At 63.4% G+C, this 24,095-nt stretch carries 23 protein-coding genes; 8 read left to right on the top strand and 15 right to left on the bottom strand.

Features of this window, described 5'->3' with window-relative positions; genetic code table 11:
- The first annotated feature begins 14 nt into the window (after positions 1 to 14).
- The 3 genes from OOJ09_RS02625 to OOJ09_RS02615 are packed head-to-tail and all read left to right on the top strand — an operon-like array spanning position 15 to position 4,811.
- Positions 15 to 1,307, top strand: coding sequence for a M16 family metallopeptidase (locus OOJ09_RS02625; protein WP_269903686.1), 1,293 nt, complete (start codon positions 15 to 17; stop codon positions 1,305 to 1,307).
- Between the two features lie 15 nt (positions 1,308 to 1,322).
- Positions 1,323 to 1,919 (top strand): GNAT family N-acetyltransferase, encoded by a 597-nt coding sequence (locus OOJ09_RS02620; protein ID WP_269903685.1) that lies wholly within the window; start codon positions 1,323 to 1,325, stop codon positions 1,917 to 1,919.
- A 3-nt stretch (positions 1,920 to 1,922) separates the two neighbouring features.
- Positions 1,923 to 4,811: an EAL domain-containing protein gene (locus OOJ09_RS02615; protein ID WP_269903684.1), complete on the top strand. Its 2,889-nt coding sequence runs from the start codon at positions 1,923 to 1,925 to the stop codon at positions 4,809 to 4,811.
- A 191-nt stretch (positions 4,812 to 5,002) separates the two neighbouring features.
- Here OOJ09_RS02615 and OOJ09_RS02610 read toward each other — a convergent pair whose 3' ends face one another.
- Positions 5,003 to 5,611 (bottom strand): YqgE/AlgH family protein, encoded by a 609-nt coding sequence (locus tag OOJ09_RS02610; protein ID WP_269904054.1) that lies wholly within the window; start codon positions 5,609 to 5,611, stop codon positions 5,003 to 5,005.
- Between the two features lie 169 nt (positions 5,612 to 5,780).
- On the opposite strand from OOJ09_RS02610, the gene OOJ09_RS02605 reads away from it, so the two are divergent.
- The 3 genes from OOJ09_RS02605 to OOJ09_RS02595 all read left to right on the top strand — a co-directional run bounded on the left by OOJ09_RS02605 (position 5,781) and on the right by OOJ09_RS02595 (position 7,721).
- Positions 5,781 to 6,587 carry a protein-disulfide reductase DsbD domain-containing protein gene (locus OOJ09_RS02605; protein WP_269903683.1) on the top strand — a complete coding sequence of 269 codons (807 nt, stop codon included), beginning with the start codon at positions 5,781 to 5,783 and terminating at the stop codon, positions 6,585 to 6,587.
- Between the two features lie 81 nt (positions 6,588 to 6,668).
- Positions 6,669 to 7,151, top strand: a complete 483-nt coding sequence (locus tag OOJ09_RS02600) for a peroxiredoxin (protein WP_269903682.1) — start codon at positions 6,669 to 6,671, stop codon at positions 7,149 to 7,151.
- A gap of 90 nt (positions 7,152 to 7,241) precedes the next feature.
- Positions 7,242 to 7,721: a DUF2938 domain-containing protein gene (locus OOJ09_RS02595; RefSeq protein WP_269903681.1), complete on the top strand. Its 480-nt coding sequence runs from the start codon at positions 7,242 to 7,244 to the stop codon at positions 7,719 to 7,721.
- Positions 7,722 to 7,739: 18 nt separating this feature from the next.
- On the opposite strand, the gene rnhA is transcribed toward OOJ09_RS02595, so the two are convergent.
- From rnhA to coxB, 11 genes are all read right to left on the bottom strand, one after another.
- Positions 7,740 to 8,270 (bottom strand): ribonuclease HI, encoded by a 531-nt coding sequence (gene rnhA, locus OOJ09_RS02590; protein WP_269903680.1) that lies wholly within the window; start codon positions 8,268 to 8,270, stop codon positions 7,740 to 7,742.
- Positions 8,267 to 9,229 (bottom strand): homoserine kinase, encoded by a 963-nt coding sequence (locus OOJ09_RS02585; protein WP_269903679.1) that lies wholly within the window; start codon positions 9,227 to 9,229, stop codon positions 8,267 to 8,269. Before OOJ09_RS02585 ends, rnhA begins: the two co-directional genes overlap by 4 nt.
- 5 nt (positions 9,230 to 9,234) lie before the next feature.
- On the bottom strand, positions 9,235 to 10,245 hold the full coding sequence (gene ispH, locus OOJ09_RS02580) for a 4-hydroxy-3-methylbut-2-enyl diphosphate reductase (RefSeq protein ID WP_269903678.1): 1,011 nt from the start codon (positions 10,243 to 10,245) through the stop codon (positions 9,235 to 9,237).
- 104 nt (positions 10,246 to 10,349) lie between these two features.
- The gene (locus OOJ09_RS02575) at positions 10,350 to 11,105 is read right to left on the bottom strand and encodes an SURF1 family protein (protein WP_269903677.1); all 756 of its coding nucleotides are present in this window, start codon (positions 11,103 to 11,105) and stop codon (positions 10,350 to 10,352) included.
- Positions 11,102 to 11,488: a DUF983 domain-containing protein gene (locus OOJ09_RS02570; RefSeq protein ID WP_269903676.1), complete on the bottom strand. Its 387-nt coding sequence runs from the start codon at positions 11,486 to 11,488 to the stop codon at positions 11,102 to 11,104. Before OOJ09_RS02570 ends, OOJ09_RS02575 begins: the two co-directional genes overlap by 4 nt.
- A 232-nt stretch (positions 11,489 to 11,720) precedes the next feature.
- Positions 11,721 to 12,602, bottom strand: coding sequence for a cytochrome c oxidase subunit 3 (locus tag OOJ09_RS02565; protein WP_269903675.1), 882 nt, complete (start codon positions 12,600 to 12,602; stop codon positions 11,721 to 11,723).
- A 1-nt stretch (position 12,603) separates the two neighbouring features.
- On the bottom strand, positions 12,604 to 13,236 hold the full coding sequence (locus OOJ09_RS02560; RefSeq protein WP_269903674.1) for a cytochrome c oxidase assembly protein: 633 nt from the start codon (positions 13,234 to 13,236) through the stop codon (positions 12,604 to 12,606).
- Positions 13,236 to 13,397 carry a hypothetical protein gene (locus OOJ09_RS02555; protein WP_269904069.1) on the bottom strand — a complete coding sequence of 54 codons (162 nt, stop codon included), beginning with the start codon at positions 13,395 to 13,397 and terminating at the stop codon, positions 13,236 to 13,238. Before OOJ09_RS02555 ends, OOJ09_RS02560 begins: the two co-directional genes overlap by 1 nt.
- 2 nt (positions 13,398 to 13,399) lie before the next feature.
- Positions 13,400 to 14,344 carry a heme o synthase gene (locus OOJ09_RS02550; protein WP_269903673.1) on the bottom strand — a complete coding sequence of 315 codons (945 nt, stop codon included), beginning with the start codon at positions 14,342 to 14,344 and terminating at the stop codon, positions 13,400 to 13,402.
- Between the two features lie 77 nt (positions 14,345 to 14,421).
- On the bottom strand, positions 14,422 to 16,074 hold the full coding sequence (gene ctaD, locus OOJ09_RS02545) for a cytochrome c oxidase subunit I (protein WP_269903672.1): 1,653 nt from the start codon (positions 16,072 to 16,074) through the stop codon (positions 14,422 to 14,424).
- 37 nt (positions 16,075 to 16,111) lie between these two features.
- Positions 16,112 to 16,996: a cytochrome c oxidase subunit II gene (gene coxB, locus OOJ09_RS02540; RefSeq protein WP_269903671.1), complete on the bottom strand. Its 885-nt coding sequence runs from the start codon at positions 16,994 to 16,996 to the stop codon at positions 16,112 to 16,114.
- A 374-nt stretch (positions 16,997 to 17,370) separates the two neighbouring features.
- On the opposite strand from coxB, the gene OOJ09_RS02535 reads away from it, so the two are divergent.
- Both OOJ09_RS02535 and tldD read left to right on the top strand, forming a co-directional pair.
- Positions 17,371 to 17,931, top strand: a complete 561-nt coding sequence (locus OOJ09_RS02535) for an invasion associated locus B family protein (RefSeq protein WP_269903670.1) — start codon at positions 17,371 to 17,373, stop codon at positions 17,929 to 17,931.
- A gap of 124 nt (positions 17,932 to 18,055) precedes the next feature.
- Entirely contained in the window at positions 18,056 to 19,468 is a 1,413-nt protein-coding gene (gene tldD / locus OOJ09_RS02530) for a metalloprotease TldD (protein ID WP_269903669.1), read from the top strand.
- A gap of 44 nt (positions 19,469 to 19,512) precedes the next feature.
- Here the strand turns inward: tldD and OOJ09_RS02525 are convergent, their stop codons facing one another.
- From OOJ09_RS02525 to OOJ09_RS02515, 3 genes are all read right to left on the bottom strand, one after another.
- A complete protein-coding gene (locus tag OOJ09_RS02525; protein WP_269903668.1) occupies positions 19,513 to 21,903 on the bottom strand; it encodes a caspase family protein in 2,391 nt (796 codons plus the stop codon).
- Between the two features lie 166 nt (positions 21,904 to 22,069).
- Complete coding sequence (locus OOJ09_RS02520) at positions 22,070 to 23,311, bottom strand: class I SAM-dependent RNA methyltransferase (RefSeq protein ID WP_269903667.1); 1,242 nt, start codon at positions 23,309 to 23,311, stop codon at positions 22,070 to 22,072.
- A complete protein-coding gene (locus tag OOJ09_RS02515) occupies positions 23,308 to 24,072 on the bottom strand; it encodes a TlyA family RNA methyltransferase (protein ID WP_269903666.1) in 765 nt (254 codons plus the stop codon). The genes OOJ09_RS02520 and OOJ09_RS02515 overlap by 4 nt, the downstream gene beginning before the upstream one ends.
- Positions 24,073 to 24,095: the final 23 nt, after the last annotated feature.

Below are 24,095 nucleotides of genomic sequence, written 5' to 3'. Positions count from 1 at the left end.
GGAGTGCAAGCCATATGGGTGTTGAGGTAAGCCGTCTGTCGAACGGCCTGACAGTCGCCACCGAAACCCTTCAAAGCATCGAATCGGTTGCCCTTGGTGCCTGGGTCAAGTCCGGTGCCCGCAACGAGCGTGACGAAGAGCATGGCATGGCCCATCTGCTCGAGCACATGGCGTTCAAGGGCACGAAGCGGCGAAGCGCCTTCGAAATCGCCTCGGAAATCGAGGATGTCGGCGGCGAGATCAATGCGGCCACCAGTGTCGAGACCACCTCCTACTATGCGCGGGTGCTTTCCGACGACGTGCCGCTGGCTGTCGACATCCTTGCCGACATCCTGCAGGAATCCGAGTTCGACCCGCAGGAACTCGAACGCGAGCAGCATGTGATCCTGCAGGAGATCGGCGCCGCGCACGACACGCCCGACGACATCGTCTTCGACCGTTTCACCGAGACGGCGTTTCGCCATCAGACGATCGGCCGCTCGATCCTGGGCACGCCCGAAACCGTCAAATCCTTCACCTCGAAGCAGTTGCACGATTTCATCGAACGGCAATATGGCGCCGAACGCATGGTGATCGTCGCCGCCGGCGACATCAAGCACGACAATTTCGTGCGCGAGGTCGAAAAGCACCTCGGCGGCTTCCGCAGCAAGGCAGACAGCACCATCCCGCAATATGCGCAATATGTCGGTGGCGACTTCCGCGAGGATCGCGACCTGATGGACGCGCAGATCGTGCTGGGCTTCGAGGGCCGCGCCTATCACGTGCGCGACTTCTATGCCTCGCAGGTGCTGTCGATGATCCTCGGCGGAGGCATGTCGTCGCGTCTTTTCCAGGAAGTCCGCGAGAAGCGCGGCCTGTGCTATTCGGTCTATGCCTTCCATTGGGGCTTTTCCGACACCGGCGTCTTCGGCGTCCATGCCGCGACCGGCCAGAGCGACATCGCAGAACTGGTGCCTGTCATCATCGACGAATTGCAGAAGGCCGGCGAGAACATCCTGCAGGAAGAACTCGACCGGGCTCGCGCCCAGTATCGCGCCGGGCTGATCATGTCCGCCGAAAGCCCGGCCAGCCGCGCCTCGCAGATCGCACGGCAGCTGCTTCTGTTCGGCCGGCCGATCGGCAAGGAGGAACTGATGGAGCGGCTGTCGGCGCTGACGGTCGAACGGCTGACCGATCTGTCGTCGCGGCTGTTCTCCACCAAGCCGACGCTTACCGCGGTCGGGCCTGTGGGCACGCTGGCACCATACGAGGCGATCCTCGATTCGCTTGCGGGTACGCAGACCACGGCCCGCAAGCTCGCCGTCTAAGTCCCTCAAAGCGTCGTGTTCGCCCTCCCTTTCTTTCGCCGTGACCTGCCGGCACTGAAGGGCGACCGCGTCACGCTGCGCGTGCCGTTCACGAATGACTACCGCGAATGGTCGGCGCTGCGCGGCGAGAGCCGCGCCTTCCTGGAGCCATGGGAACCGCGCTGGACCCCCGATGAACTCGACCGCACGGCATGGCGGCTGCGCATCAGCCGCTACCGCGAAGACTATGCCCAGGGAACCGCGATCGCCTTCTTCATCTTCGAGAAGAGCAGCGGCAAGCTGGCGGGCGGCATAACGCTCGGCAACATACGCCACGGCGTTTCGCAAAGCGGTCATGTCGGCTACTGGATCGGCGAGCGCTTTGGCGGCCGTGGCCTGATGACCGACGCGGTCAAGGTCGTGGCGCGCTTCGCCTTCGATACGCTGAGGTTGCACCGGATCGAAGCGGCCTGTATTCCCGACAACGCCCGATCGATCAGCGTGCTTGAAAAAGCCGGATTCCGGCGCGAAGGACTTCTGCGATCCTATCTCAGGATCAACGGCGTCTGGCAGGACCACTACCTCTACGCCCGGATCGCGGACGATCCGCCGGGCGCTGGAACGAAGGACTGATTTTTGACGAATTTCCTGCGAAAAGGGCCGCTGTTCGCCTTTGTCCTCGCGGCAATCCTGGCGCTGTGCGCGGCATCGTCGGCCTTCGCCGTCGAGCCGATCAAGATTGCCCGCGACGACGTCGCGCTCGACCTGTCGGGCGCTGTCGAGATCTACCGGAACCAGGGCGAGAATTTCCAGGTGTCGACCGCGCCCGGACCGGACGGTATCGTGCGGCGCATCGAGGTCGAGGCCAATGACGCCCGCTCGACCGGCGACTGGGCGGTGTTCGCGCTTGCCAACACCACCGACCAGCAGCTCGACAGGCTGATCGTCGCGCCGCATTTCCGCCTGGTGAATTCCGGCATCTTCTGGCCGGATCTCGGCTCGACCCGCATCGCCGCGATCACGCCGAGCGAAGGCTTCGCGCTGGATCGTCAGACCAGCCCCGACGCCGACGTGTTCCGGGTAACGCTGAACCCCGGCACGGTGATCACCTTCATCGCCGAACTGGCCTCGCCGAAGCTGCCGCAGGTCTATCTGTGGGATCCGGAATCCTACAAGGACTCGGTCAATTCCTACACGCTGTTCCGTGGCATCGTCATCGGCATCGCAGGCCTGCTGGCGCTGTTCCTGACTATCCTTTTCGTGGTCAAGGGAACCTCGATGTTCCCGGCGACCGCGGCGCTTGCCTGGGCGGTGCTTGCCTATATCTGCGTCGATTTCGGCTTCCTCAACAAGATCATAGAGATTTCGCCGGGCAATGAGCAGATGTGGCGAGCGGGAACGGAGGTGGCGCTGGCGGGAACCTTCGTGGTGTTCCTGTTCGCCTATCTCAACCTCAACCGATGGCACGGCCATTTCAGCTATGGCGCGCTGGTCTGGATCCTCGGCCTGGTGCTGATCGCGGGTGTGGCCATCGTCGATCCGGCGGTCGCCGCCGGCATCGCCCGCATCTCGTTTGCCGCCACCGCGCTGACCGGGCTCGGCCTGATCATCTTCCTCGGCATACGCGGCTACGACCGCGCCATCATGCTGGTGCCCAGTTGGGTCATGGTGCTGCTGTGGCTATGCGGGTCGTGGATGGCGATCACCGGCATGCTCGACAACGACATCGCCCAGCCGGCGCTCGGCGGCGGCCTGATCCTGATCATCCTGTTGATCGGCTTCACCGTCATGCAGCATGCCTTTGCCGGCGGAGCGCTGCACCAGGGCCTGTTTTCCGACCTCGAACGGCAGGCGCTGGCCGTCGCCGGATCGGGCGACACGGTGTGGGACTGGGACGTGCTGCGCGACCGCGTCGTCACCAAGCCCGATGTCAGCATCCAGCTTGGACTGGCGCCCAACAGCCTTGGAGGTGCCGCCCGCAACTGGCTGCCGGTGCTGCATGCCGACGACCGCGACACCTTCCGCACGACGCTTGACGTGGTGCTGGAACATCGGCGCGGCCGGGTGTCGCAGAACTTCCGCCTGCGTGGCGCCGACGGCCACTACCACTGGTTTTCGCTGCGCGCACGGCCGGTCATCGGATCCGACGGCGAAGTCATCCGCTGTGTCGGCACCATGGTCGACGTCACCGAGCAGAAGAAGTCCGAGGAACGGCTGCTGCACGACGCCGTGCACGACAACCTGACCGGCCTGCCGAACCGCGAACTCTTGATGAACCGGCTGGAAGCGATCATCTCGATTGCACGCACCGAGGAGAAAGTGCGCCCGACTGTCTTCGTCATCGACATCGACCGTTTCAAGCAGGTCAATGACGGGCTCGGCATCTCGGCCGGCGACACCATCCTGCTGACCATTGCGCGTCGCCTGCATCGGCTGCTCAAACCGAAGGATTCGCTGTCGCGCTTTGCCGGCGACCAGTTCGCGCTGATGCTGCTTTCCGAACAGGACCCGGCCCGCATCGCCGCTGTCGCCGACGCCATCAAGCATGCGATCAACAACCCGATCACCTTCGCCAAGCGCGAGATCGTGCTGACCGCGTCGATCGGCCTGATCACCTGGAACTCGCCGCAGATGTCGGCGGAGGACATGGTCAAGGATGCCGAACTCGCCATGCATCAGGCCAAGCGCTTCGGCGGTGACCGGATCGAACCGTTCCGGCCGGCTTTCCGCACCGTTGGCACCGATCGGCTGCAGTTCGAATCCGACCTGCGGCGCGCCATCGAACGGCGCGAATTCACGCTTGCCTACCAGCCGATCGTGCGGCTGGAGGATGGCAGCGTCGCCGGCTTCGAAGCCCTGCTGCGCTGGGACCATCCGCGCCGCGGCATGATCCCGCCGGCGGATTTCATCCCGGTCGCAGAAAGCTGCGGGCTCATCGTGCAGCTTGGCCTGTTCGCCATGCAGCAGGCGGCCGAGGACCTTGCCGGGTGGCAAAAGCAGATCGGCGACGCGCCGCTGTCGGTTTCGGTCAACTTGTCGAGCCGCCAGCTCATCCGCCGCGACCTGGTCAGCGACGTCCGCTCGGTCATCGCGCGGGCCAATCTGAAGCCGCGCTGCTTCCGGCTCGAACTCACTGAATCGCTGGTGATGGACAATCCCGAGCAGACCGCCCATGTGCTGACCAAGCTGAAGCAGCTCGGCATCGGCCTGTCGCTGGACGATTTCGGCACCGGCTATTCCTCACTGGCCTATCTGACGCGCTTCCCCTTCGACACCATCAAGATCGACAAGAGCTTCGTCGACGACAACACGCCCAAACGCGCGGTTCTGCTCAAATCCATGGTCAACATGGCGCATGAGCTTGGCCTTTCGGTGGTCGCCGAGGGCATTTCGGACGAAAGCGACGCGCTGGAGCTGCGCCAGATGGGCTGTGAATATGTGCAGAGCTTCATGTTCGGCGCCCCGATGCCGGGCGACCAGGTGCTGAAGACGCTGAAGGAGCAGTATCCGCTGACGCAAGCCTGATCCGTTTTGCGCGTGCCGCCCAAGCGCGGTGAGACATCCCTTGGCGTGAGACGTCCCTTGGCGACTGGCGAAAACACCCATCGCGTCGTCATCCTGGGGTCTCGGCGACGGAGCTTCGCTCCTGCTTCGCCCTAGGATGACGAAGTTGAGGAGGTTTCAGCCAATCTCGGATGTTCGCGACGGTCGAGGGCTCAGGCGTGTCCGGCGGCGAGGCTGAGATGCGCGAGATCGATGCCGATAGAGGCAAGGATCCGGTCGTATTTGCGCTCGATGTCGGTGTCGAACAGAAGCTCGGCGCTGGCCGGGCAGGTCAGCCAGCCATTCTCGGCGATCTCGGTCTCCAGTTGGCCGGCGCCCCAGCCCGAATAGCCAAGCGCCATCAGCGCGTGACGGGGGCCACGGCCTGCCGATATGGCACGCAATATGTCGACGGTGGCGGTCAGGCAGATGTCGTCCGAAACGGTCAGCGACGATTCCACCCGATAGTCGCCCGAATGCAGGACGAAACCCCGGCTCCGGTCGACGGGCCCGCCATTGCGCACGACGAAATCACGAGCCTGCGCCGGCAAGCGGATCGCCTCCTGTTCGTTCATGATGCCCAGTTGCACGAGCAGGTCCGGAAACAGCATCTGCTGTGTCTGGTTGATGATCAGGCCCATGGCGCCTTCATCGCTGTGCGCGCAGACATAGATGACCGAGCGCGTGAAACGGTCGTCCTTCATGCCGGGCATGGCAATCAGGAACTGGTCGTCGAGAAAGCCGCGGCTGGCGGCTGTCTTCTTGTGGCGCAGCAAGTCCATTACCGGAAGGTAACGCGTTTCCGGAGCGCCGAAAAGATGCACCGTGCGGGATTCGACCAAAGCCCATACCGCCGGCTCGAGCATTCTTCCGCTCGAGGTCACGCAAATATGATATCGGCGACACCATGAAATCATTGCGCGACCACGAACGGACGATCAAATCACCGCCATGCAAAGCTTGAAAATCCTGCTGCTCGGCGCCGCGATCGGATCGGCTACCGCTCTTCCCGCCGCCGCCTCATCGTCGGCATGGTACAACAGCGAGGGCGGCAAGGTCCGGCTGGTGACGAGCGGCAAACCCGATGACGCCGGTCGCATCCAGGGTGTTCTCGACATAGCGCTCAAACCCGGCTGGAAGACCTACTGGCGCGACCCGGGCGACGCGGGCGTGCCGCCACAGCTCGACATTTCGGCCAGCACCAACATCGCCGAGGCCAGGCTTTCCTTCCCGGCACCGCAGCGTCACGACGACGGCTATGGCAAATGGGCGGGCTACGACCATCCGGTTTCGCTGCCGGTGGTGTTCACGCTGTCGGCGGCGAAGGATCCAGCCGTCATTGTCGCCGACATTTTTCTCGGCATTTGTGAAACGATCTGTATCCCCGTACAGACGCGGTTGACTGTCGACCCCGCCTCCGACCCGGACAATGCCGACGACGCGGCGCTGGTGAAGGCGGGCTTCACGGCATTGCCGACGCCCGCGCGGCCGGATTTTGGCATCAACGTGCTGCCCGGCGACCACGAAACGCTGATTGTCGAGGCGAGCTTCCCCGGCGATCCGCAAGCAGCGGATTTCTTTGTTGCCGGCGAGCGGGATTACATGTTCGGCTCTCCTGTCCGCAGCGAAAAGGACGGCAAGCTGATTTTCACCGTGCCGATCCTCGACCGCCCTTCGACGACGCCCACGGATGGCGGACTTCACTACACGCTGACGAGTTCGGCCGGCGCCGTCGAAGGGGTTCTGCCTTTCCCTTGATCCAGCCTGCCCAAACGATTGCAGGAAGCCGCCGAGTTCGCTACGCAAGCAGACATCCTTCCCATCCCAAGCGAGGAACTCATGACCATTTCCGTTGGCGACAAGCTGCCCGAGGTGACCTTCAAGACGATGGCCGCCGACGGCGCGAAGGCGATCACTTCGGCCGAGATTTTCTCCGGCAAGAAGGTCGTGCTGTTCGGCGTCCCCGGCGCCTTCACGCCGACCTGCAGCAACAACCATCTGCCAGGCTATCTCGAAAACCGTGACGCCATCCTGGCGCGCGGCGTCGATACGATCGCCGTCGTTTCGGTCAACGACGTTCACGTCATGGGCGCCTGGGCGCGCTTCACCGGCGGTGAGGGCAAGATCCTCTATCTCGCCGACGGCAGTGGTGATTTCGCCAAGGCGGTCGGCCTCGACAACGACCTTTCCGCAGGCGGCATGGGGCTGCGCTCGAAGCGTTTTTCGATGATCGTCGAGGACGGCAAGGTGACGGCGCTCAATGTCGAGACCAAGCCAGGTGTCGACGAGAGCGGCGCGGCTCATATTCTCGGACAGCTCTGAACCTCAGCGACAGCGGCGGGCCTGGTACCCGTCCAGACCTGACGTTTGTGCTGGTACTCCAGAACTGCCTGCTTTGGGGGACCTCAAACGATGTCTGATATCTTCTGGCGCGCGATCGCGATCGGCATCGGCGCCACGGCGCTGATGGACATCTGGGCAATCTTCCTGAACAAGGTGTTTGACCTGCCGCGGCCGAACTGGGGACTGGTCGGCCGCTGGGTCTGGCATCTCAGGGAAGGCAAGGTCTTTCACGACGATATCGGCGATGCCGCGCCCTACGCTCACGAGACAGCGCTGGGCTGGGCCTTTCACTATTTTGTCGGCATCGTCTACGGCATCATCCTGGTGCTGCTGGCGGGAGCCGCATGGCTGGCCGCGCCGACATTCCTGCCGGCCTTCATCCTCGGTATCGTCACCGTCGGCGCCGGCTGGTTCCTGCTGGCGCCGGGCATGGGCGCTGGTTGGGCGGCTTCAAAGCGGCCCAATCCCATGCAAATCCGGGCGCTCAACCTCGTTTCGCACACCGTATTCGCGCTCGGGCTTTACGGCACGGCGCTGCTGATCCGCTAAAGTGGCCGACGGGTACGCTCAATAGCTCTGGGTCGAGCGCCGCGCCTTTGCCACCGTCGGCCGCTTTGCCTGCGCTGCCGGCTTCGGCGCCGCGGCAGGCCTGACCGGGCCTTTCTTGAACGGCGCCATGCCTTCGCGCGCGAGTTCGTCGGCGCGCTCGTTCTCGGTATGGCCGGCATGGCCCTTGACCCAGTTCCAGGTGACCTTGTGGCGCCGGTTGGCTTCATCGAGCGCCTGCCACAGCTCACCGTTCTTGACCGGTTTCTTGTCGGCGGTCTTCCAGCCGTTCTTCTTCCAGCCGTGGATCCACTTGGAAATGCCGTCCATGACATATTTGCTGTCGGTATGAAGGTCGACAGTGCAAGGCTCCTTCAGCGCATTCAGCGCCGAGATGGCGGCGAGAAGTTCCATGCGGTTGTTGGTCGTCTCGGCCTCGCCGCCGGAAAGCTCCTTGGTGGTGCCGTTGAAGCGCAGGATCGCGCCCCAGCCGCCGGGACCGGGATTGCCCGAACAAGCGCCGTCGGTGAAGATCTCAACCTGTTTGCTCATGCCAATCCATATTCCGAAGGAGATCTGATCGCCCGATGGAACCGCATCCTGCGGATATATTCGGTCGGGTCGCGTTTCATCACCAGCCCGCCATCGGGAACGGTCAACCAGTCGTAGAGCCGAGTGAGCATGAAACGCAGCGCCGAACCGCGCGCCAGTATCGGCAGCGCCGCCTTCTCCTGGTCGCTCAAGGGACGCACGCTCTGATAGCTGGCAAGCAACGCCCTGCCCTTGGTGAGGTTGAAGGAAAAATCCTTCTCGAAGCACCATGCGTTGAGGCAGGTGGCGACATCGTAGGCGTAGAGGTCGTTGCAGGCGAAATAGAAATCGATCAGGCCGGAGAGTTTTTCGCCAAGGAAAAAGACGTTGTCCGGGAAAAGATCGGCATGGATGATGCCTTTGGGCAGGTTCTTCGGCCAGTTCCGCTCGAAGTCGGCGAAGTCGGCGTCCACCTCGGCCGCCAGGCCTGGCTCAACCTCGTTGGCCCGCTCGTGGGACGCATTCCAAAGCTTGCGCCAGCCGTCGATGGCGAGCGCATTCGGACGGGTCATCGGGAAATCGGCGCCGGCCAGATGCAGGGCCGCCAGCGCCTTGCCAACCTCGGCGCAATGCATTGAAGTCGGCCGCCGCAGTGAAAGCCCTTCGAGGAAGGTGATGATGACCGCCGGCCGGCCGGCGAGCGTGCCGATGACGCTGCCGTCATGCGCGGTCACGGGCAGCGGGCAGGACACGCCCTTTTTGGCGAGATGGCCCATCAGCCCGAGGAAGAACGGGAGATCCGCCTTCTCGACGCGCTTTTCATAGAGCGTCAGGATGTAGGAGCCGCTCGATGTGTGCAGCAGGAAGTTCGAGTTCTCGGTGCCTTCGGCGATGCCCTTGTAGGACAGGAGATCGCCAACCGGATAGCGCTTCAGGAATGCGCCGAGTTCGCCTTCCGCAACATCGGTGTAGACCGCCATCTGCCTTACGCGGCTCCATTGACGAAGGCCATGTCGGCCCGCGTCAGTTCGACGTCGCGCAATACCCGCATGACCGGAAAATCCTCCGTTTCCGTGGCCGTGATGGCCAGATCGATCGTGACATCGAAGCGCTGGCGGAACGCGTCGATGATCTCATCGACGATGATTTCGGGCGCCGAGGCGCCGGCCGACAGGCCGAGCGTCGAGATGCCGGCGATGTCATTCCATGGAATCTCGGCGGCGCGCTGCACGAGAAGCGACATCGAGGCGCCGGCTCGCTCCGCCACTTCGACAAGACGCCGCGAATTGGATGAATTGGGCGCGCCGACGATCAGGTAGAGATCGGCGCCGGCCGCGGTTTCCTTGACCGCTTCCTGGCGGTTGGTGGTGGCGTAGCAGATCGATTCCGCGGCCGGGGCATGCAGGTCTGGAAAGCGATCCCGCAAGGCGCGGATGATGCCGGCGGTGTCCTCCACCGACAGGGTGGTCTGGGTAACGAAGCCGAGCGCCTGTGGATCAGCAGGCGCGAGCTTCGCGGCGTCGGCTTCGGTTTCGACCAGCGTCACCGCTCCCTCCGGCAGCTGGCCCATGGTGCCGATCACCTCGGGGTGTCCGGCATGACCGATGAGCAGCACATGACGGCCAAGCCGCTGGTGGCGCATCGCCTGCTTGTGGACCTTCGACACCAGCGGGCAAGTGGCATCGAGATAGAAGAGGTTGCGCGCCTGGGCATCGGCCGGCACCGATTTCGGCACGCCATGCGCCGAGAACACGACCGGGCTCTGGCGATGTTCCGCCGGAATCTCGGAGAGCTCTTCGATGAAGACCGCGCCAAGGCTTTGCAGCCCCTCGACGACGTAGCGGTTGTGCACGATCTCGTGGCGGACATAGACCGGCGCACCATATTTCTTCAACGCCAACACGACGATCTGGATGGCACGGTCGACGCCAGCGCAGAAACCGCGAGGCTGGCAGAGCCGGATCGTCAGAGGAGGCTTGGTGGTTGTCTGAAGCATGAATCCGGGCCGGTTGATCAGAGCCGAAATGAGGTGCGCACCCCCACCCTGTCAAGAGTGTCGGTGGAAACGGGGGAGTCGGTTGCGTTCATTCCTCTTTCAGCTCATTCCTCTTTCACGGGTCGGCGAAGCCGCAGGATGAGCACGGCGGCGAGAGCCGCGGCAAGCCCGTACCAGGTCACCGCATATTGCAAGTGGCTGTTCGGCAGGTCGATGATGGTAACGCCGCCGACCGGCAGCCCGCCCGGATTGGGCGCCTTGTCGGCGTCGATGAAGATCGGCACCAGCGTGGCGCCCGCCGGCAGCCCGGCGCTAGCCGCCATCGCGTCGCGGTCCTTCCAGTAGAAGATGTTCTTCGCCACGTCGTTGTCGGGAAGCATCATCGACGGCTTTGCCGGCAGCGGGTTGCGGGCGAGCCCTGATATCGACACCTTCCCAGCCACCTGCCCTTGCGGGCGCTTGGCGGCATCTTTCAGGTCGTAAGGCACGAAGCCGCGATTGATCAGGACGAAGCGGCCATCGTCGAGGGAAAGCGGTGTGTAGACGTTGAAGCCTGCTTCACCTTCCCACGTTGCATAGAAATGCCGTTCGCCCGAATGCAGGAAGGTGCCGGTGACGGTTACCGGCGTATAGTCGACGTCCCCGGTGGAGGCGAACTCTTTCTCAACTTCCGCCAGGGGCCGTGGCACCGAATGGGTGCGCTGGTCGATGGTCTGGAGAAGACCTTCCTTCCAGTGCAGTCGCTGCACCTGCCAGGTGCCAAGCGCCAGCAAGATCAGCAGCAGCGCCAGGCCGAGGCCTAGCAGCAATGCCGTCCTTGGCCGCGAACGGCCGCCGCCTTTCATGGACGCCTCGCTCATTCACCGCGATCCAGCCGGCCCTCGGCCGCCTTGTTGCGATATTGCAGGGTGAGCAACACGCCCTTGATCAGCCGGAGCGCCGTCAGACACAGCACGACGGCCAGCGGGATCCAGAGCAGCAGATGCAGCCAGAGCGGCGGGCTCAGCGTGACTTCAACCCAGAGCGCCAGGCCGACAATCAGGAAGCCTATGATCAGAATGACGAAGACCGCAGGCCCGTCACCGGCATCGGCGTAGGAATAATCGAGGCCGCAATTGACGCAGCGCTTGCCGACGGTGAGGAAGCCGGAAAACAGTCGCCCCTCGCCGCAGCGCGGGCAGCGGCCGTGCAGGCCGGCCGAAATCGGATCGATCGGAGGCCAGATCGCCTTGTCGTCGCTCATTGTCTACCACTCGATCTCGATGGTGTGCCATCGGCCGCCATCGCCCAGATTTCGTCCATGCCGGAATCCGTAACCGCAATGCAGCCATCGGTCCAGTCGACCAATTGAAGCAGCCAGCCCACCAGCCGAAACCACTTGGTCGGCATGGATCATATCGACGGGCGATCATTGCGCCGAAAAGAAAAAGGCGGCCGCGTCGCCGCGGCCGCCTCCTTGTTTCCTCGAACCGGTATCAGCGGCCCTCGATCACCGCACCGACCGATCCCCAGACGTAGATCGATGCGAACAGGAACAGCCAGACCACGTCGACGAAGTGCCAATACCAGGCCGCGGCCTCGAAGCCGAAATGCTGCTTGGGGGTGAAATCGCCCTTCATTGCCCGGATCAGGCAGACCAGCAGGAAGATCGTGCCGATGATGACGTGGAAACCATGGAAGCCGGTGGCCATGAAGAAGGTGGCGCCGTAGATGGAATCCTTGAAGGCGAACGGCGCATGCATGTACTCGTAGGCCTGCACCATGGTGAACAGCATGCCGAGGCCGACCGTCAGGGCGAGACCGTTGATCAGCCCCTTGCGATCGCCATGGATGAGCGAGTGGTGCGCCCAGGTAACCGTGGTGCCCGACAGGAGCAGGATGACGGTGTTGTAGAGCGGCAGGTGGAAAGGATCGAGAACTTCCATGCCCTTCGGCGGCCAGACACCACCGGTGAACGCAGTGCGCGCGTAATTCTGAACCTCGCTGGGGAACAGGCTGGCATCGAAAAAAGCCCAGAACCAGGCGACGAAGAACATCACCTCCGAGGCAATGAACATGATCATGCCGTAGCGCAGGTGGAGCGATACCACCCGCGTGTGATGGCCCTCATGCGCTTCCTTGATCGTATCCGACCACCAGGCGAACATGGTGTAGAGGACGATCGCCATGCCGATGAAGAACAGCCACGGATTGGCGATGTTGAAGCCGAAGATCGGGAAGTTGCCGGCCTTGAGATACTGCATCAGGCAGACGCCACCGATCGCTGTCACCAACGCGCCGACGGACCCCAGGAAAGGCCATGGGCTCGGGTCTACGAGATGGTAGTCATGGTGTGGTTTTGCGTGCGCGTCTGCCATATCAACCCCCGAGATTTGCTTCGGTATTCGAAATTGTCTTGCTGCTGCCTTTGACCGGCACTGATGATGCAACCGGCTTGCTCTTCTCGACCGGGAACATCGTATAGGACAGAGTGATCGTCTTCATGTCCTTCAGTTCCGGCACGTTCACGATATCGGGATCCACATAGAACACGACCGGCATGTCCAGCGTCTGGCCAGGCTCCAGCGTCGTATCGGTGAAGCAGAAGCACTCGACCTTGTTGAAGTAGGGGCCCGCGAGTTCCGGCTGCACATTGAAGGTGGCCCGGCCGGTAACGGGGCGATCGAACTTGTTGACGGCCTGGTACTGCGCCTGCACCGTCTCGCCGATCTTCATCGTCATCGATCGTTGGACCGGCTGGAATTGCCACGGCACGCCGGCAATGTTGGCATCGAAGCGGACGGTGATGGCGCGGTCGAGCACCCGGTCGGCATATTGCTGCGTGGCGCGCTTCGTGGCGCCGCCATAGCCGGTAGCCTGGCAGAACATCTTGTAGAGCGGCACCGCGGCATAGGCCATGCCGATCATGCCGGTGAAGAAAGCAAGGCAGACCGCCGCGACTATGACGTTGCCGTTGTTCCTGGCCGGTCTTTTGGATGTCTCGACGCTCATCACATCGTGCCTGACAGATTGTGGCCGAACTTCACGATCGTCGCGATATAGAAAATGACGACCAGCACCGCCAAAGCCAGGCCGATGGCGACGGAACGGTTGCGCCTGGCTTTCCTCTGACGCTCGGTCAGCGTGACCAGCTCGAGCTTCTCTTCGATCATGGTCATGCTCCACCCATGGCAAGGGCACGCTCGACGACGCTGTCGGCAAGATAGGCGGCGAAGATAGCGAAGAGATAAAGCAGCGAATAGGCGAACAGGGCCTTGGCCGGCTTCATCACGCGGTCGCCGTCGGCCATCGCCAGCACCTTCCCCGCGTACCAGACAAAACCAGCGCCGAGCAGCACGGCGGCCACGCCATAGACGGGCGTGGTGTAGCCAAGCAGCCATGGCAGCACGCCAACCGGTGCCAGCACCAGCGCATAGGCGAAGATCTGACGGCGGGTTGAAGCCTGGCCGGCGACATTCGGCATCATCGGAATGCCGGCACGTTCGTAATCCTCGGACTTGAACAACGCCAGCGCCCAGAAATGCGGCGGCGTCCAGAGGAAGATGATCAGGAACAGGATCAGGCTTTCGAGGCTGACCGTTCCGGTCACCGCTGCCCAGCCAATGACCGGCGGAATGGCGCCGGCAGCCCCGCCGATGACGATGTTCTGCGGCGTCCAGCGCTTCAGCCACATCGTGTAGACGACGGCGTAGAAGAAGATGGTGAAGGCCAGCAGCGTCGCCGACAGCCAGTTGACCAGAACGCCCAGCGTCATCACCGACAGCACCGAAAGCACCAGTCCAAAGCTCAGCGCCTCGCCGGGCCGAATGCGACCGGCCGGGACCGGACGGCTCGCGGTCCTGGTCATCACCGCATCGATGTCGGCGTCATACCACATGTTAAGCGCGCCCGACGCCCCGGCACCGATGGCGATCGACAGGATGGCGATCACCGCCAGCAGCGGGTTGATGGTCACGGGTGCGGCGACCAGGCCGACAAAGGCGGTGAACACCACCAGCGACATGACGCGCGGCTTCAGCAGGGCGAAGAAATCGCCTGCCGTCGCTTCCGACATGCGAAAGCCCGCTTCGTCAATCAGTGGGTCGTCGACAAGGGCCATGCGTACTTAAGTCCATCATTCCGTTTGGCCAAAACCGCCGGCGGACCGGCGGTTTCGATTCCATGCAGGCTGCCGCCTTACTTGATCTTCGGCAGCTGCTCCCACTGGTGGAACGGCGGCGGCGAAGGCAGCTGCCATTCCAGTGTCGTCGCGCCCTCACCCCACGGGTTGGCACCGGCCACCCGCTTCTTCTGGAAGGCTTCGAACACACCGTAGAGGAAGATCATGACGCCGACGGCCGAGATATACGAACCGTAGGAGGACACCATGTTCCAGCCGGCGAACGCGTCCGGATAGTCGATGGTGCGCCGCGGCATGCCGGCAAGGCCGAGGAAGTGCTGCGGGAAGAAGATCAGGTTGACGCCGACGAACGTGACCCAGAAGTGGGTGTTGGCGATAACCGGCGAGTACATGTAGCCGGTCATCTTCGGGAACCAGTAGTACCAGCCGGCGAAGATGGCGAAGACCGCACCCAAGGACAGCACGTAGTGGAAGTGCGCGATCACGAAATAGGTGTCATGCAGCGAGCGGTCGAGGCCGGCATTGGCCAGCTGGACGCCGGTGACGCCACCAATCGTGAACAGGAAGATGAAACCCAGCGCCCACAGCATCGGCGGCTTGAACGAAATCGACCCGCCCCACATCGTGGCGATCCAGGAGAAGATCTTCACGCCCGTCGGCACCGCGATGACCATGGTGGCGAAGACGAAATAGCGCTGCGTGTCGAGCGACAGGCCGGTCGTATACATGTGATGCGCCCAGACGATGAAGCCCACCGCACCGATCGCCACCATGGCATAGGCCATGCCCAGATAGCCGAACACCGGCTTCTTCGAGAAGGTCGAGACGATGTGGCTGATGATGCCGAAGCCCGGCAGGATCAGGATGTACACCTCCGGGTGACCGAAGAACCAGAACAGGTGCTGGAACAGGATCGGGTCGCCGCCGCCATCCGGTGCGAAGAAGGTCGTTCCGAAGTTACGGTCGGTCAACAGCATGGTGATGCCGCCGGCAAGCACCGGAAGCGACAGCAGCAGCAGGAATGCGGTGACCAGCACCGACCATGCAAACAGCGGCATCTTGTGCATCGTCATGCCAGGAGCGCGCATGTTGAAGATGGTGGTGATGAAGTTGATGGCGCCGAGGATCGACGACGCGCCGGCAATATGGATCGACAGGATCGCCAAATCCATCGCCGGCCCGGGCTGACCCGAGGTCGAGAGCGGCGGATAGAGCGTCCAGCCGCCGCCGACGCCAAAGGCGCCCGGCGCGCTCGGCACGAACATCGAGGTGAGCAGCAGGATGAAGGCTGGCGGCAGCAGCCAGAAGGAAATGTTGTTCATGCGCGGGAACGCCATGTCGGGCGCGCCAATCATGATCGGAACCATCCAGTTGGCAAAACCGCCGATAAGCGCCGGCATGACCATGAAGAAGATCATGATCAGGGCGTGCGCGGTGGCGAAGGCATTGTACATGCTCTTGCCGCCATCGATCGCGGCATCACCGTTCATGCCGTAGACCATCTGCGCGAGGCCGCTGAAAATCTGGATGCCCGGCTCCTGCAGCTCCATGCGGATAGCCACGGACAGGGCGCCGCCGATGATGCCGGCGAAGATCGCGAAGATCAGATAGAGCGTCCCGATGTCCTTGTGGTTGGTCGAATAAACCCAGCGCACCCAGCCGTGATAAGGCTTGTGGTCGTGCCCGTCGTGAGCTGCAGCGTCTGCCATGTTCCGCTCCGTTCCCTGATCTTTTCTGGCCGCGGCGTCAGTTGCCGGCGACCGCTACCTTGTTCTGGCCGTCGACCTCAGCCATCAGCGCCTTGTTGGCGCCGGGCAGATTGGTTTTGGCTGCTGCCAGCCAGCTGTTGAATTGCGCGTCGGACACAACGCGGATGGCGATCGGCATGAAAGCGTGATCCTTGCCGCAGAGCTGCGAGCACTGACCGTAGTAGAGGCCTTCCTTCTCCGCCTTGAACCAGGTCTCGTTGGTGCGACCGGGAACCGCGTCCATCTTGATGCCGAACGACGGCATGGCGAAGGAGTGGATCACGTCGGTTGCGGTCACCAATACGCGGGTCATGGTGTTGACCGGCACAACCATCTCGTTGTCGACGGCAAGCAGGCGAGGATAGACCTTGCGATCTTCCTTGCCGGCAGCCGCCCGGTCCGCGTCCTGGAGGACCGCGGAATTGAAGGAAAGCGTGCTCCCGGTCTGGTATTCGTAGTCCCAGTTCCACTGGTTGCCTGTCGCCTTGACTGTCAGCTTGGCTTCTTCCGGCGGCGTGTACTGCGCCGTCAAAAGCTGGAACGAAGGTATGGCGAGGCAGAGCAGGACGACGACCGGACCAACAGTCCAGATCACCTCGATCAGCGTGTTGTGGCTGGTCTTCGAGGGGACCGGGTTTGCACCCGCGCGGAATCTCACGATGCAGTAAGCGAGAAGAAGCAGCACCAGGACGGTGATCGGGATGATGAACCACATCGTGTAGTTTCCGAACCACTCGATCTGCCGCATGATGTCGGTAGCCGGCGCCTGGAAGGTGGTCTGCCATGCCACCGGCTGGTCGGCATGGGCGGGTGCGCCGGTGAAAAACGTGGCAGCGGCCCCAGCACTTGCTAGAAGCTTGGCGCTTGCTAGGAATTTTCTCATCGCCCTCATCGTCTCCCAGTTCCTCGCGGTTGCGGTGCGAGAATATCGAACAATGCCGGGACGGGAATCCCGACAGTCTCAAGCTGGTTCAAACCATACTCTTTTTCCCTCCGCAAGAAAGGAGCGGACGAAACCGTGCGGCATTTTTGCGCGCAAGCCAGGATGAGCCCTTGAAGGCATGAGCGGCGGCCCCGAATCGCGTATGTTCGGCCAATGGCCACATTCTTGCGGGCCCTGCGTAGCAACGTCGCAATTCGGGCGAAATTGGCTAGGAAAAGCGCCGTGTTGGCTTTTTCGGGGCAGACCGGCTGCGGTCTCATCCTTTACTTGGCTTTGGCGCGGCTTAAAGTGCCGTGATTCGCAATGGAGCCGTCATGAACTCTTGGCTTTCGAGACTTGGGCTTTCGAGAACCCTGGCGAAGGTCAGCTTTCTCGCCGCCTTGTCCGCGATGGGCTTGTCTGCAATCGGCTTGTCCGGCACCAGCCAGGCCAATGCCGCGCAGCCGAGCGGCACCGTCCGCTCGACGCATGGCGCGTGGTCGATCATCTGCGACACGCCGGCCGGCGCCACCACGGAGCAATGCGTGATGATGCAGAACGTCGTCGCCGAGGATCGCCCCGAGATGGGACTGTCGGTCGTCGTGCTGCGCACCGCCGACAACAAGGCGGAGATCCTGCGCGTGCTGGCGCCGCTCGGCGTGCTTTTGCCCAACGGGCTCGGCCTCAATGTCGACGGCAAGGATATCGGCCGCGCCTATTTCGTGCGCTGCTTTCAGGACGGCTGCTACGCGGAGGTCATTCTCGAAAAGCCACTGCTCGACACGCTGAAGACCGGCACATCGGCCACTTTCATCGTCTTCCAGACCCCGGAAGAAGGCATCGGCATTCCGGTGGACCTCAAGGGTTTCGCCGACGGTTTCGCCGCCCTGCCCTGAGCAGTTCTCTTCCTGAGGGACATGTTTGCACGGTCGCGCGTGCGCCATCGCTTTGCCGCAGCGCATTGCCGAAACGCCCGGTCGCGCCTACATCGGCAAAAGAAACCTTCTCCAGGGATGCGCCATGAACAGCCTGATAGGCCAATTTGACATTTCCGACGACCGCATCAAGCAGATCGTCGCCGATACCATCAATGGCGCCGACGATGGCGAGCTGTTCCTCGAATACAGCGAGAGCGAGGCGCTGATGTTCGACAATGGCCGCCTGAAGACCGCCAACTTCAACACGGACCAGGGCTTCGGCCTGCGCGCCGTTGCCGGCGAAGCCAGCGGCTATGCCCATTCCAGCGATCTCTCGGAAGCCTCGTTGCTACGCGCGGCCGATGCCGTGTCCACTGTCAAGGGCGGCTATTCCGGCACGCTTGCCGCGGCCCCCGCCCGTACCAATCGCCATCTTTATGGAGACGAGAACCCGATCCCCTCGCCTTCCTTCGAGGTCAAGGCGAAGCTGCTGCAGGAAATCGACGCCTGGCTGCGCGCCGAGGACCCGCGCGTTCGCCAGGTTTCGGCATCGCTCGCCGCCTCCTGGCAGCATGTCGAAATCGTGCGCGCCGACGGCCAGGTGGTGCGCGATATCCGCCCGTTGGTCCGGATTAACGTCTCTGTCGTCGTCGGCAATGGCGACCGCCAGGAGAGCGGCTCCTACGGCATGGGCGGACGCAAGGCTTTCGGCGACTTTCTCGTCGAGGACAGCTGGAAGCACGCCGCCAAGGAGGCGCTCCGGCAAGCGCTGGTCAACCTCGAGGCCATTCCGGCGCCGGCCGGGACCTTCGACATCGTGCTGTCCAGCGGGTGGCCGGGCGTCATGCTGCACGAGGCCGTCGGCCATGGCCTGGAAGGCGACTTCAACCGCAAGAAAACCTCGGCCTTTGCCGGCCTGCTGGGTCAGCAGGTCGCCGCCAAGGGCGTCAGCGTCGTCGACGACGGCACCATGCCCGAGCGGCGCGGCTCGCTCACCGTCGACGACGAAGGCACGCCTTCGGCCCGCAACGTGCTGATCGAGGACGGCAGACTGGTCGGCTACATGCAGGATCGCCAGAACGCCCGGCTGATGGGCATGAAGGCCACCGGCAACGGCCGGCGCGAAGGCTATGCGCACCAGCCGATGCCGCGCATGACCAACACCTACATGACGGCGGGCGACATGGAACCGGAAGAGATCATCGCCTCGGTCAAGAACGGCATCTATGCCGTCTCCTTCGGCGGCGGCCAGGTCGACATCACCTCGGGCAAATTCGTGTTCGGCTGCACCGAGGCCTACATGATCGAGAACGGCAAGGTGACGCAGCCGATCAAGGGCGCCATGCTGATCGGCAACGGGCCGGATGCCATGCACCGCGTTTCGATGGTCGGCAACGACATGAAGCTCGATACCGGCATCGGCATGTGCGGCAAGGCCGGACAGGGCGTGCCTGTCGGCGTCGGCCAGCCGCATCTCAGGATGAACCAGATGACAGTCGGCGGCACGCGGGTTTGAGCGTCACGACATGAAGGAGGGCCGGCGCATTTCCGCCTTCCCGCCTACTGCCTGCACGGAGGCTCGCCCGGGTGTCCGCAGGCAGGCTTCTTGTTGCCTTGCGGCGGCTGCGGATTGGGCTGTTGCGGCAGACGCCGCTCCTGGACCTGGGGCTTGGGCTGAGCATGGAACTCCGGCTTCTGCGGCTTGGAGAACACCTGCACGTTCGGCTTTTCCTGCAGCTTGAGCTGACGCGGCGGATTCTCGTTAGGCTTGTTGACCTTGAAATTCCGCTGGACGTTGACTTCCGGGCCAGCGGAACCTCCACCGCCGTTCTGGAGCTTGCGGAACTTCTTGTTCCCGTTTCCCGGGAGCTGATCGCCCGGTGCAACGGCCTGACCGGCGGACAGATCCTTGCGTGTCAGTTTCTTCGGCTTGCCGCCACCCTGGTTGGAGAAGACAGCTGGATTGTTCTTCTTGAACTTTTCCTGCGCGCTCGGGCCCTGCCCGGCCGGCGCACCGGTGACGGTCGGCAGCTTGCGGAACTTGCCGTTCTTGCCCAGCCCATTGCCGACTCCGTTCTGCCCGCCATTGCCCTGTCCGGTAACGGCAGCGCCGGCATTTCCCGTAGCCTGCCGGTTGCCGCCCAAGGCGCCTTGCTTGCCAAGCAGCTTCTTGGACTTGTTGTTGGGCAAATTCTGGCCGTTGAGCACCGGCGGCTTGCCGTTGACGAGGGGCAGCGTCTTGCCGTTCGCTCCCGGCAGGGCGTGATCAGTTGAGAGCGTCCTCGACAGCCGCTTTGCCGCCCCGGGCTGCCGGCCTTGCCCAGTACCCTGGCCGAGCTTGCCCGGGGCGGCAGGGTTCTGGCTGGAGAGCACGGCCTTCTTCTTCTGCAGCAGCGGCGGCAGCGCCACCCTGGTCGCGATCGCGGCCGCGCCCAGTCCAACCGCGGCGCCGGTCAGCTTCTGGCCGGTGGTGAGGCCACCGCCATTGCCCTGCCGCGCCAGATTGTCCTCGTTGTTGATCGTCGTGTCGTTGATGACCGTCGTGTTGTGGATGTTGTTGAAGATGATGTTGCCGGGCGGCGGCACGATGTTGCGCGGCGGGTTGACCCATACCGGCACCGGCACGAAGACCGGCACCGGCAGAACAAAGATATCGACTGCCGGCCGCGGCGGCGCCAGCACGACGAAATCCGGCGGAGGCGGCGGCAGGAAGATCACCGCGACAGGCGGTGGTGGCTCGAAGTCGAAATCGGGATCGTCGAAATAGAGCACGGGCCGGTCGACATAGATGATCTCTTCCGGTGGTGGCGGCGGCACGTCGTAGTCATAGACGGTAAAATCCTCCGGCGGCTCCAGCGATGCATCGAAATGCTCCAGCCGGCGGCGGGCATCCCACGCGTGCGGGCCGTGCGGATAGCGATCCAGGTAGGACCAGTAGGCTTCCGGCGTGTCCCGGAGCCAGGTTTCGCGCCAGGTGATCGCTTCGCGCCGGGCAGCTATGATGGCACGCACGCGCTTGGCCATTGGATCGTGCGGGTAGGCGCCGACAAAATCCTCGTAACCGCGGAGCGTGTCGCGGTCGAGGGCCGCGACATAGGCGTCATGGGCGTCGAAATCGCGAATCTCTCTGGTCCGGTTGGCTTGGGACTCGGCCTCCGAGACCTTTGGCGCGGGCGCGTCCGGAGCGCGGTCGAAGAAGACGAAGGGCGCCGTGCTCTTCGAGGCGCTCCACGGAACTTCCGCGCCCTGGGTCACCTCGTTGACGCGCAGGCGCGTGCGATCGAAAACATCGTCAAGCGGCAGGCCACCGTCGCGCATCATTTCGGCCAGCGCCTGGGCATAGGCGCCGTACGGACCCTTGCCCTCCGGCGCGACGGTTCCCGGAGCGGCATTGAATGCAATAAGCATGTTCGGATCGGGATCGACCAGTGCAAGACCTCCGGCCAGCGGCTGGTTCGTCTGCGGGAATGCGTTCGGCCGCGCCGCGTCGAGCACGACGATGTTGACCTTCGTCGGCAGTCCGGCCAGCGACTTGGAAACATCGGAGAGCCGCATCCCCTGAAGCGGGATGTCGGTTGGATTGGCGATCTGGGCATCGACCGGCAGGAAGTAATTCTCGCCTTCGAACTGCACGCCATGGCCGGCGAGATAGATAAAGACGACCGCGTCGGGACCGGCGGCAGAAACCTTGCCGAGAAAATCCCGCAACGCGCCGCGCAGCGATTCCTGGTCGACGTCGCGGGCACCGACCACATCGAACCCTGCCGCCTGCAAGGTCTGCGCGATCAGCCCGGCATCATTGGCGGGCGTCGCCAGCGCATCCGACGGATAGGCGGCGTTGCCGATGACGAAAGCGAGGCGTTTTTCGCCCTGCGCGAGGGCACCCGTCGCGGAACCGGCCACGAAAATGAAGAGCAGGAATAAGCCGAGGAATTTCTGGAGCGTCCGCATTTCTGGCCACCATGTGAAGCAAACGGTGATGGAGCAGGATGGTTCCTTCCTCCAGTGATTCCGAAATAGACGGGCCCAAAGGGGCGGCTTTGCGGCGCGATTTCGGCAAGCCCGCCCGATGCGGAAACCTCAAGAAAATGTGATCGTCTTCGGTTCTCGCGCGAACCTATCGCCGCTTCCGCGGCTTCTCCAGCAGTGCCACCGCCTCGACGTGGGATGACCACAGGAACTGATCGATCGGCGTCACGCTTTTCAAGGTGTAGCCGCCGTCGAGGAGGATGCGCAAATCCCGCGCCAGCGTCACCGGATTGCAGGACACCGCGGCGACAAACGGAACATCCGAGCGCGCGATCTGCTTCGATTGATCCTCGGCCCCGGCGCGCGGTGGGTCGAACACCAGACCGTCGAAGGCGTTCAGTTCCTTGAACGTCAGCGGCCGGCGGAACAGGTCGCGGCGTTCGCCCGTCACCCGCTTCAGTCCAGTCGCGAAGCGTGCTCCCCGGTCGAGCGCCGACAGTGCCGCCGCATCGCCTTCGACAGCATGGACTTCCGATTTCGCCGCAAGCCTGAGCGCAAAGCTGCCGCAACCGGCAAACAGATCGGCGACCTTCTTGGCCCGCGTCAGATGTCCGCCGACGATATCGGCCATCGTCTGTTCGGCGGCCGCCGTCGCCTGCAGGAAAGCGCCCGGCGGAACGGCGACCGCGACGCCGCCGAACATGACCACCGGCTTCTTCGGCTCGATGACGATTTCGTCGTCGATCGAAAGCCGGGCAAATCCCTGAGCCATGATGAAGTTGGAGGCGACCCGACGCTGGTTCTCACCCAGTTTCCCGGACTCATAGACCGCGATGTCAAGGCCCGACCCCGTCACGGTGACCGCCATCCGGAACGATTTGGTGGTGGCGCAAACCAATTCGGCAAGTGCCTTCAACCGGTCGAGCGCGGCGACGATCTCTGGCAGGGAGATCGGGCATTCAGATATCGGGATGATTTCCGGTGACAGATGGCGATTGAAGCCGAGCAGCATGCCCGTTTCGGCGCGCCGGGCGGCGAGCACGACACGGCGGCGCGTGTGCGGCGCGCAGGCGACCAACTCGCCAACCTCGCAATCGATGCCTTTCCCCTTCACGGCGTGCACCACCTTGTCGCGTTTCCACTGGCGATAGGCTTCGGCTTCGAGATGCTGGAGGGCGCAACCGCCGCATTCGGTGAAATGGCGGCAGGCGGGATCGATGCGCAGCGGCGAGGCCTCCAGCACCGCCATCAGCGTGGCGCGGTCCCTTTCGCGCGCGGCGGTGACGGTTTCGCCGGGCAGTGTGAAGGGAATGAACAGATCACCGCTCTCGGTCTCGGCAATGCCGTCGCCCTGGGCGCCAAGTTTCCTGATGGTGAAGCGCGTGCTCATCGATCCTTGACCCCACCGAGCAGGAATTCGCGATTGCCGTCGCCACCTTCGATCGGCGACAGGTGCAGCCCGAGCGAGCGCCAGCCGGGAATGGCGTCCAGCCAATCCTGCAGCAGGCCGGCGACACGGGAGGCATCGTAGGGATCTTTCAACAGGCCACCCTTGCCGATCGCTTCGCGTCCCGCCTCGAATTGCGGCTTGACCAGAAACACGGCGCCGGTGCCAGCCTTCGCAATGGCAAGCGCCGGCGGCAGCGCCAGCTTCAGCGAAATGAAGCTGACATCGGAGACGATAAAGTCGGGAATACGGCCGGCAAGATCGGCGGGTGCGAGGTCGCGGGCGTTGAGCCCCTCCATGACCGTCACCCTCGGATCCCCGCCGACCTCGGGATGCATCTGGCCATGACCGACATCGATCGCGGTGACATGGGCCGCGCCACGCTCAAGCAGAACCTGGGTGAAGCCGCCGGTCGAAGCGCCGATGTCGAGTGCCTCGCGGCCAGCCGGATCGAGGCCGAAATGGTCGAGCCCGCCGATCAGCTTGAGCGCCGCGCGCGACACGTAGCCTTGCGCCGGATCGTCGATGGCAATCAGGCATTGCGGCAAGACGTTCTCACCGGGCTTGCGGGCAATCACGCCGTCAACCGTGACGGCCCCGCGTTCGACCGCGTCGCGGGCACGCGAGCGGCTGGCAAACAGCCCGCGCTGGACGAGCAGTTCGTCGAGCCGCTGGCGTGCGCTGGCTGGCAGAGGCGAGTTCATCGGCCTTCATGGCGAAAGCCGGC

Origin of the sequence: Mesorhizobium qingshengii, assembly GCF_027563465.1 — a bacterium.
Classification (GTDB): Bacteria; Pseudomonadota; Alphaproteobacteria; order Rhizobiales; family Rhizobiaceae; genus Mesorhizobium; species Mesorhizobium qingshengii_A.
Note: the sequence above shows the minus strand (reverse complement) of the source record. Positions and strands in the feature narration are given on the sequence as shown.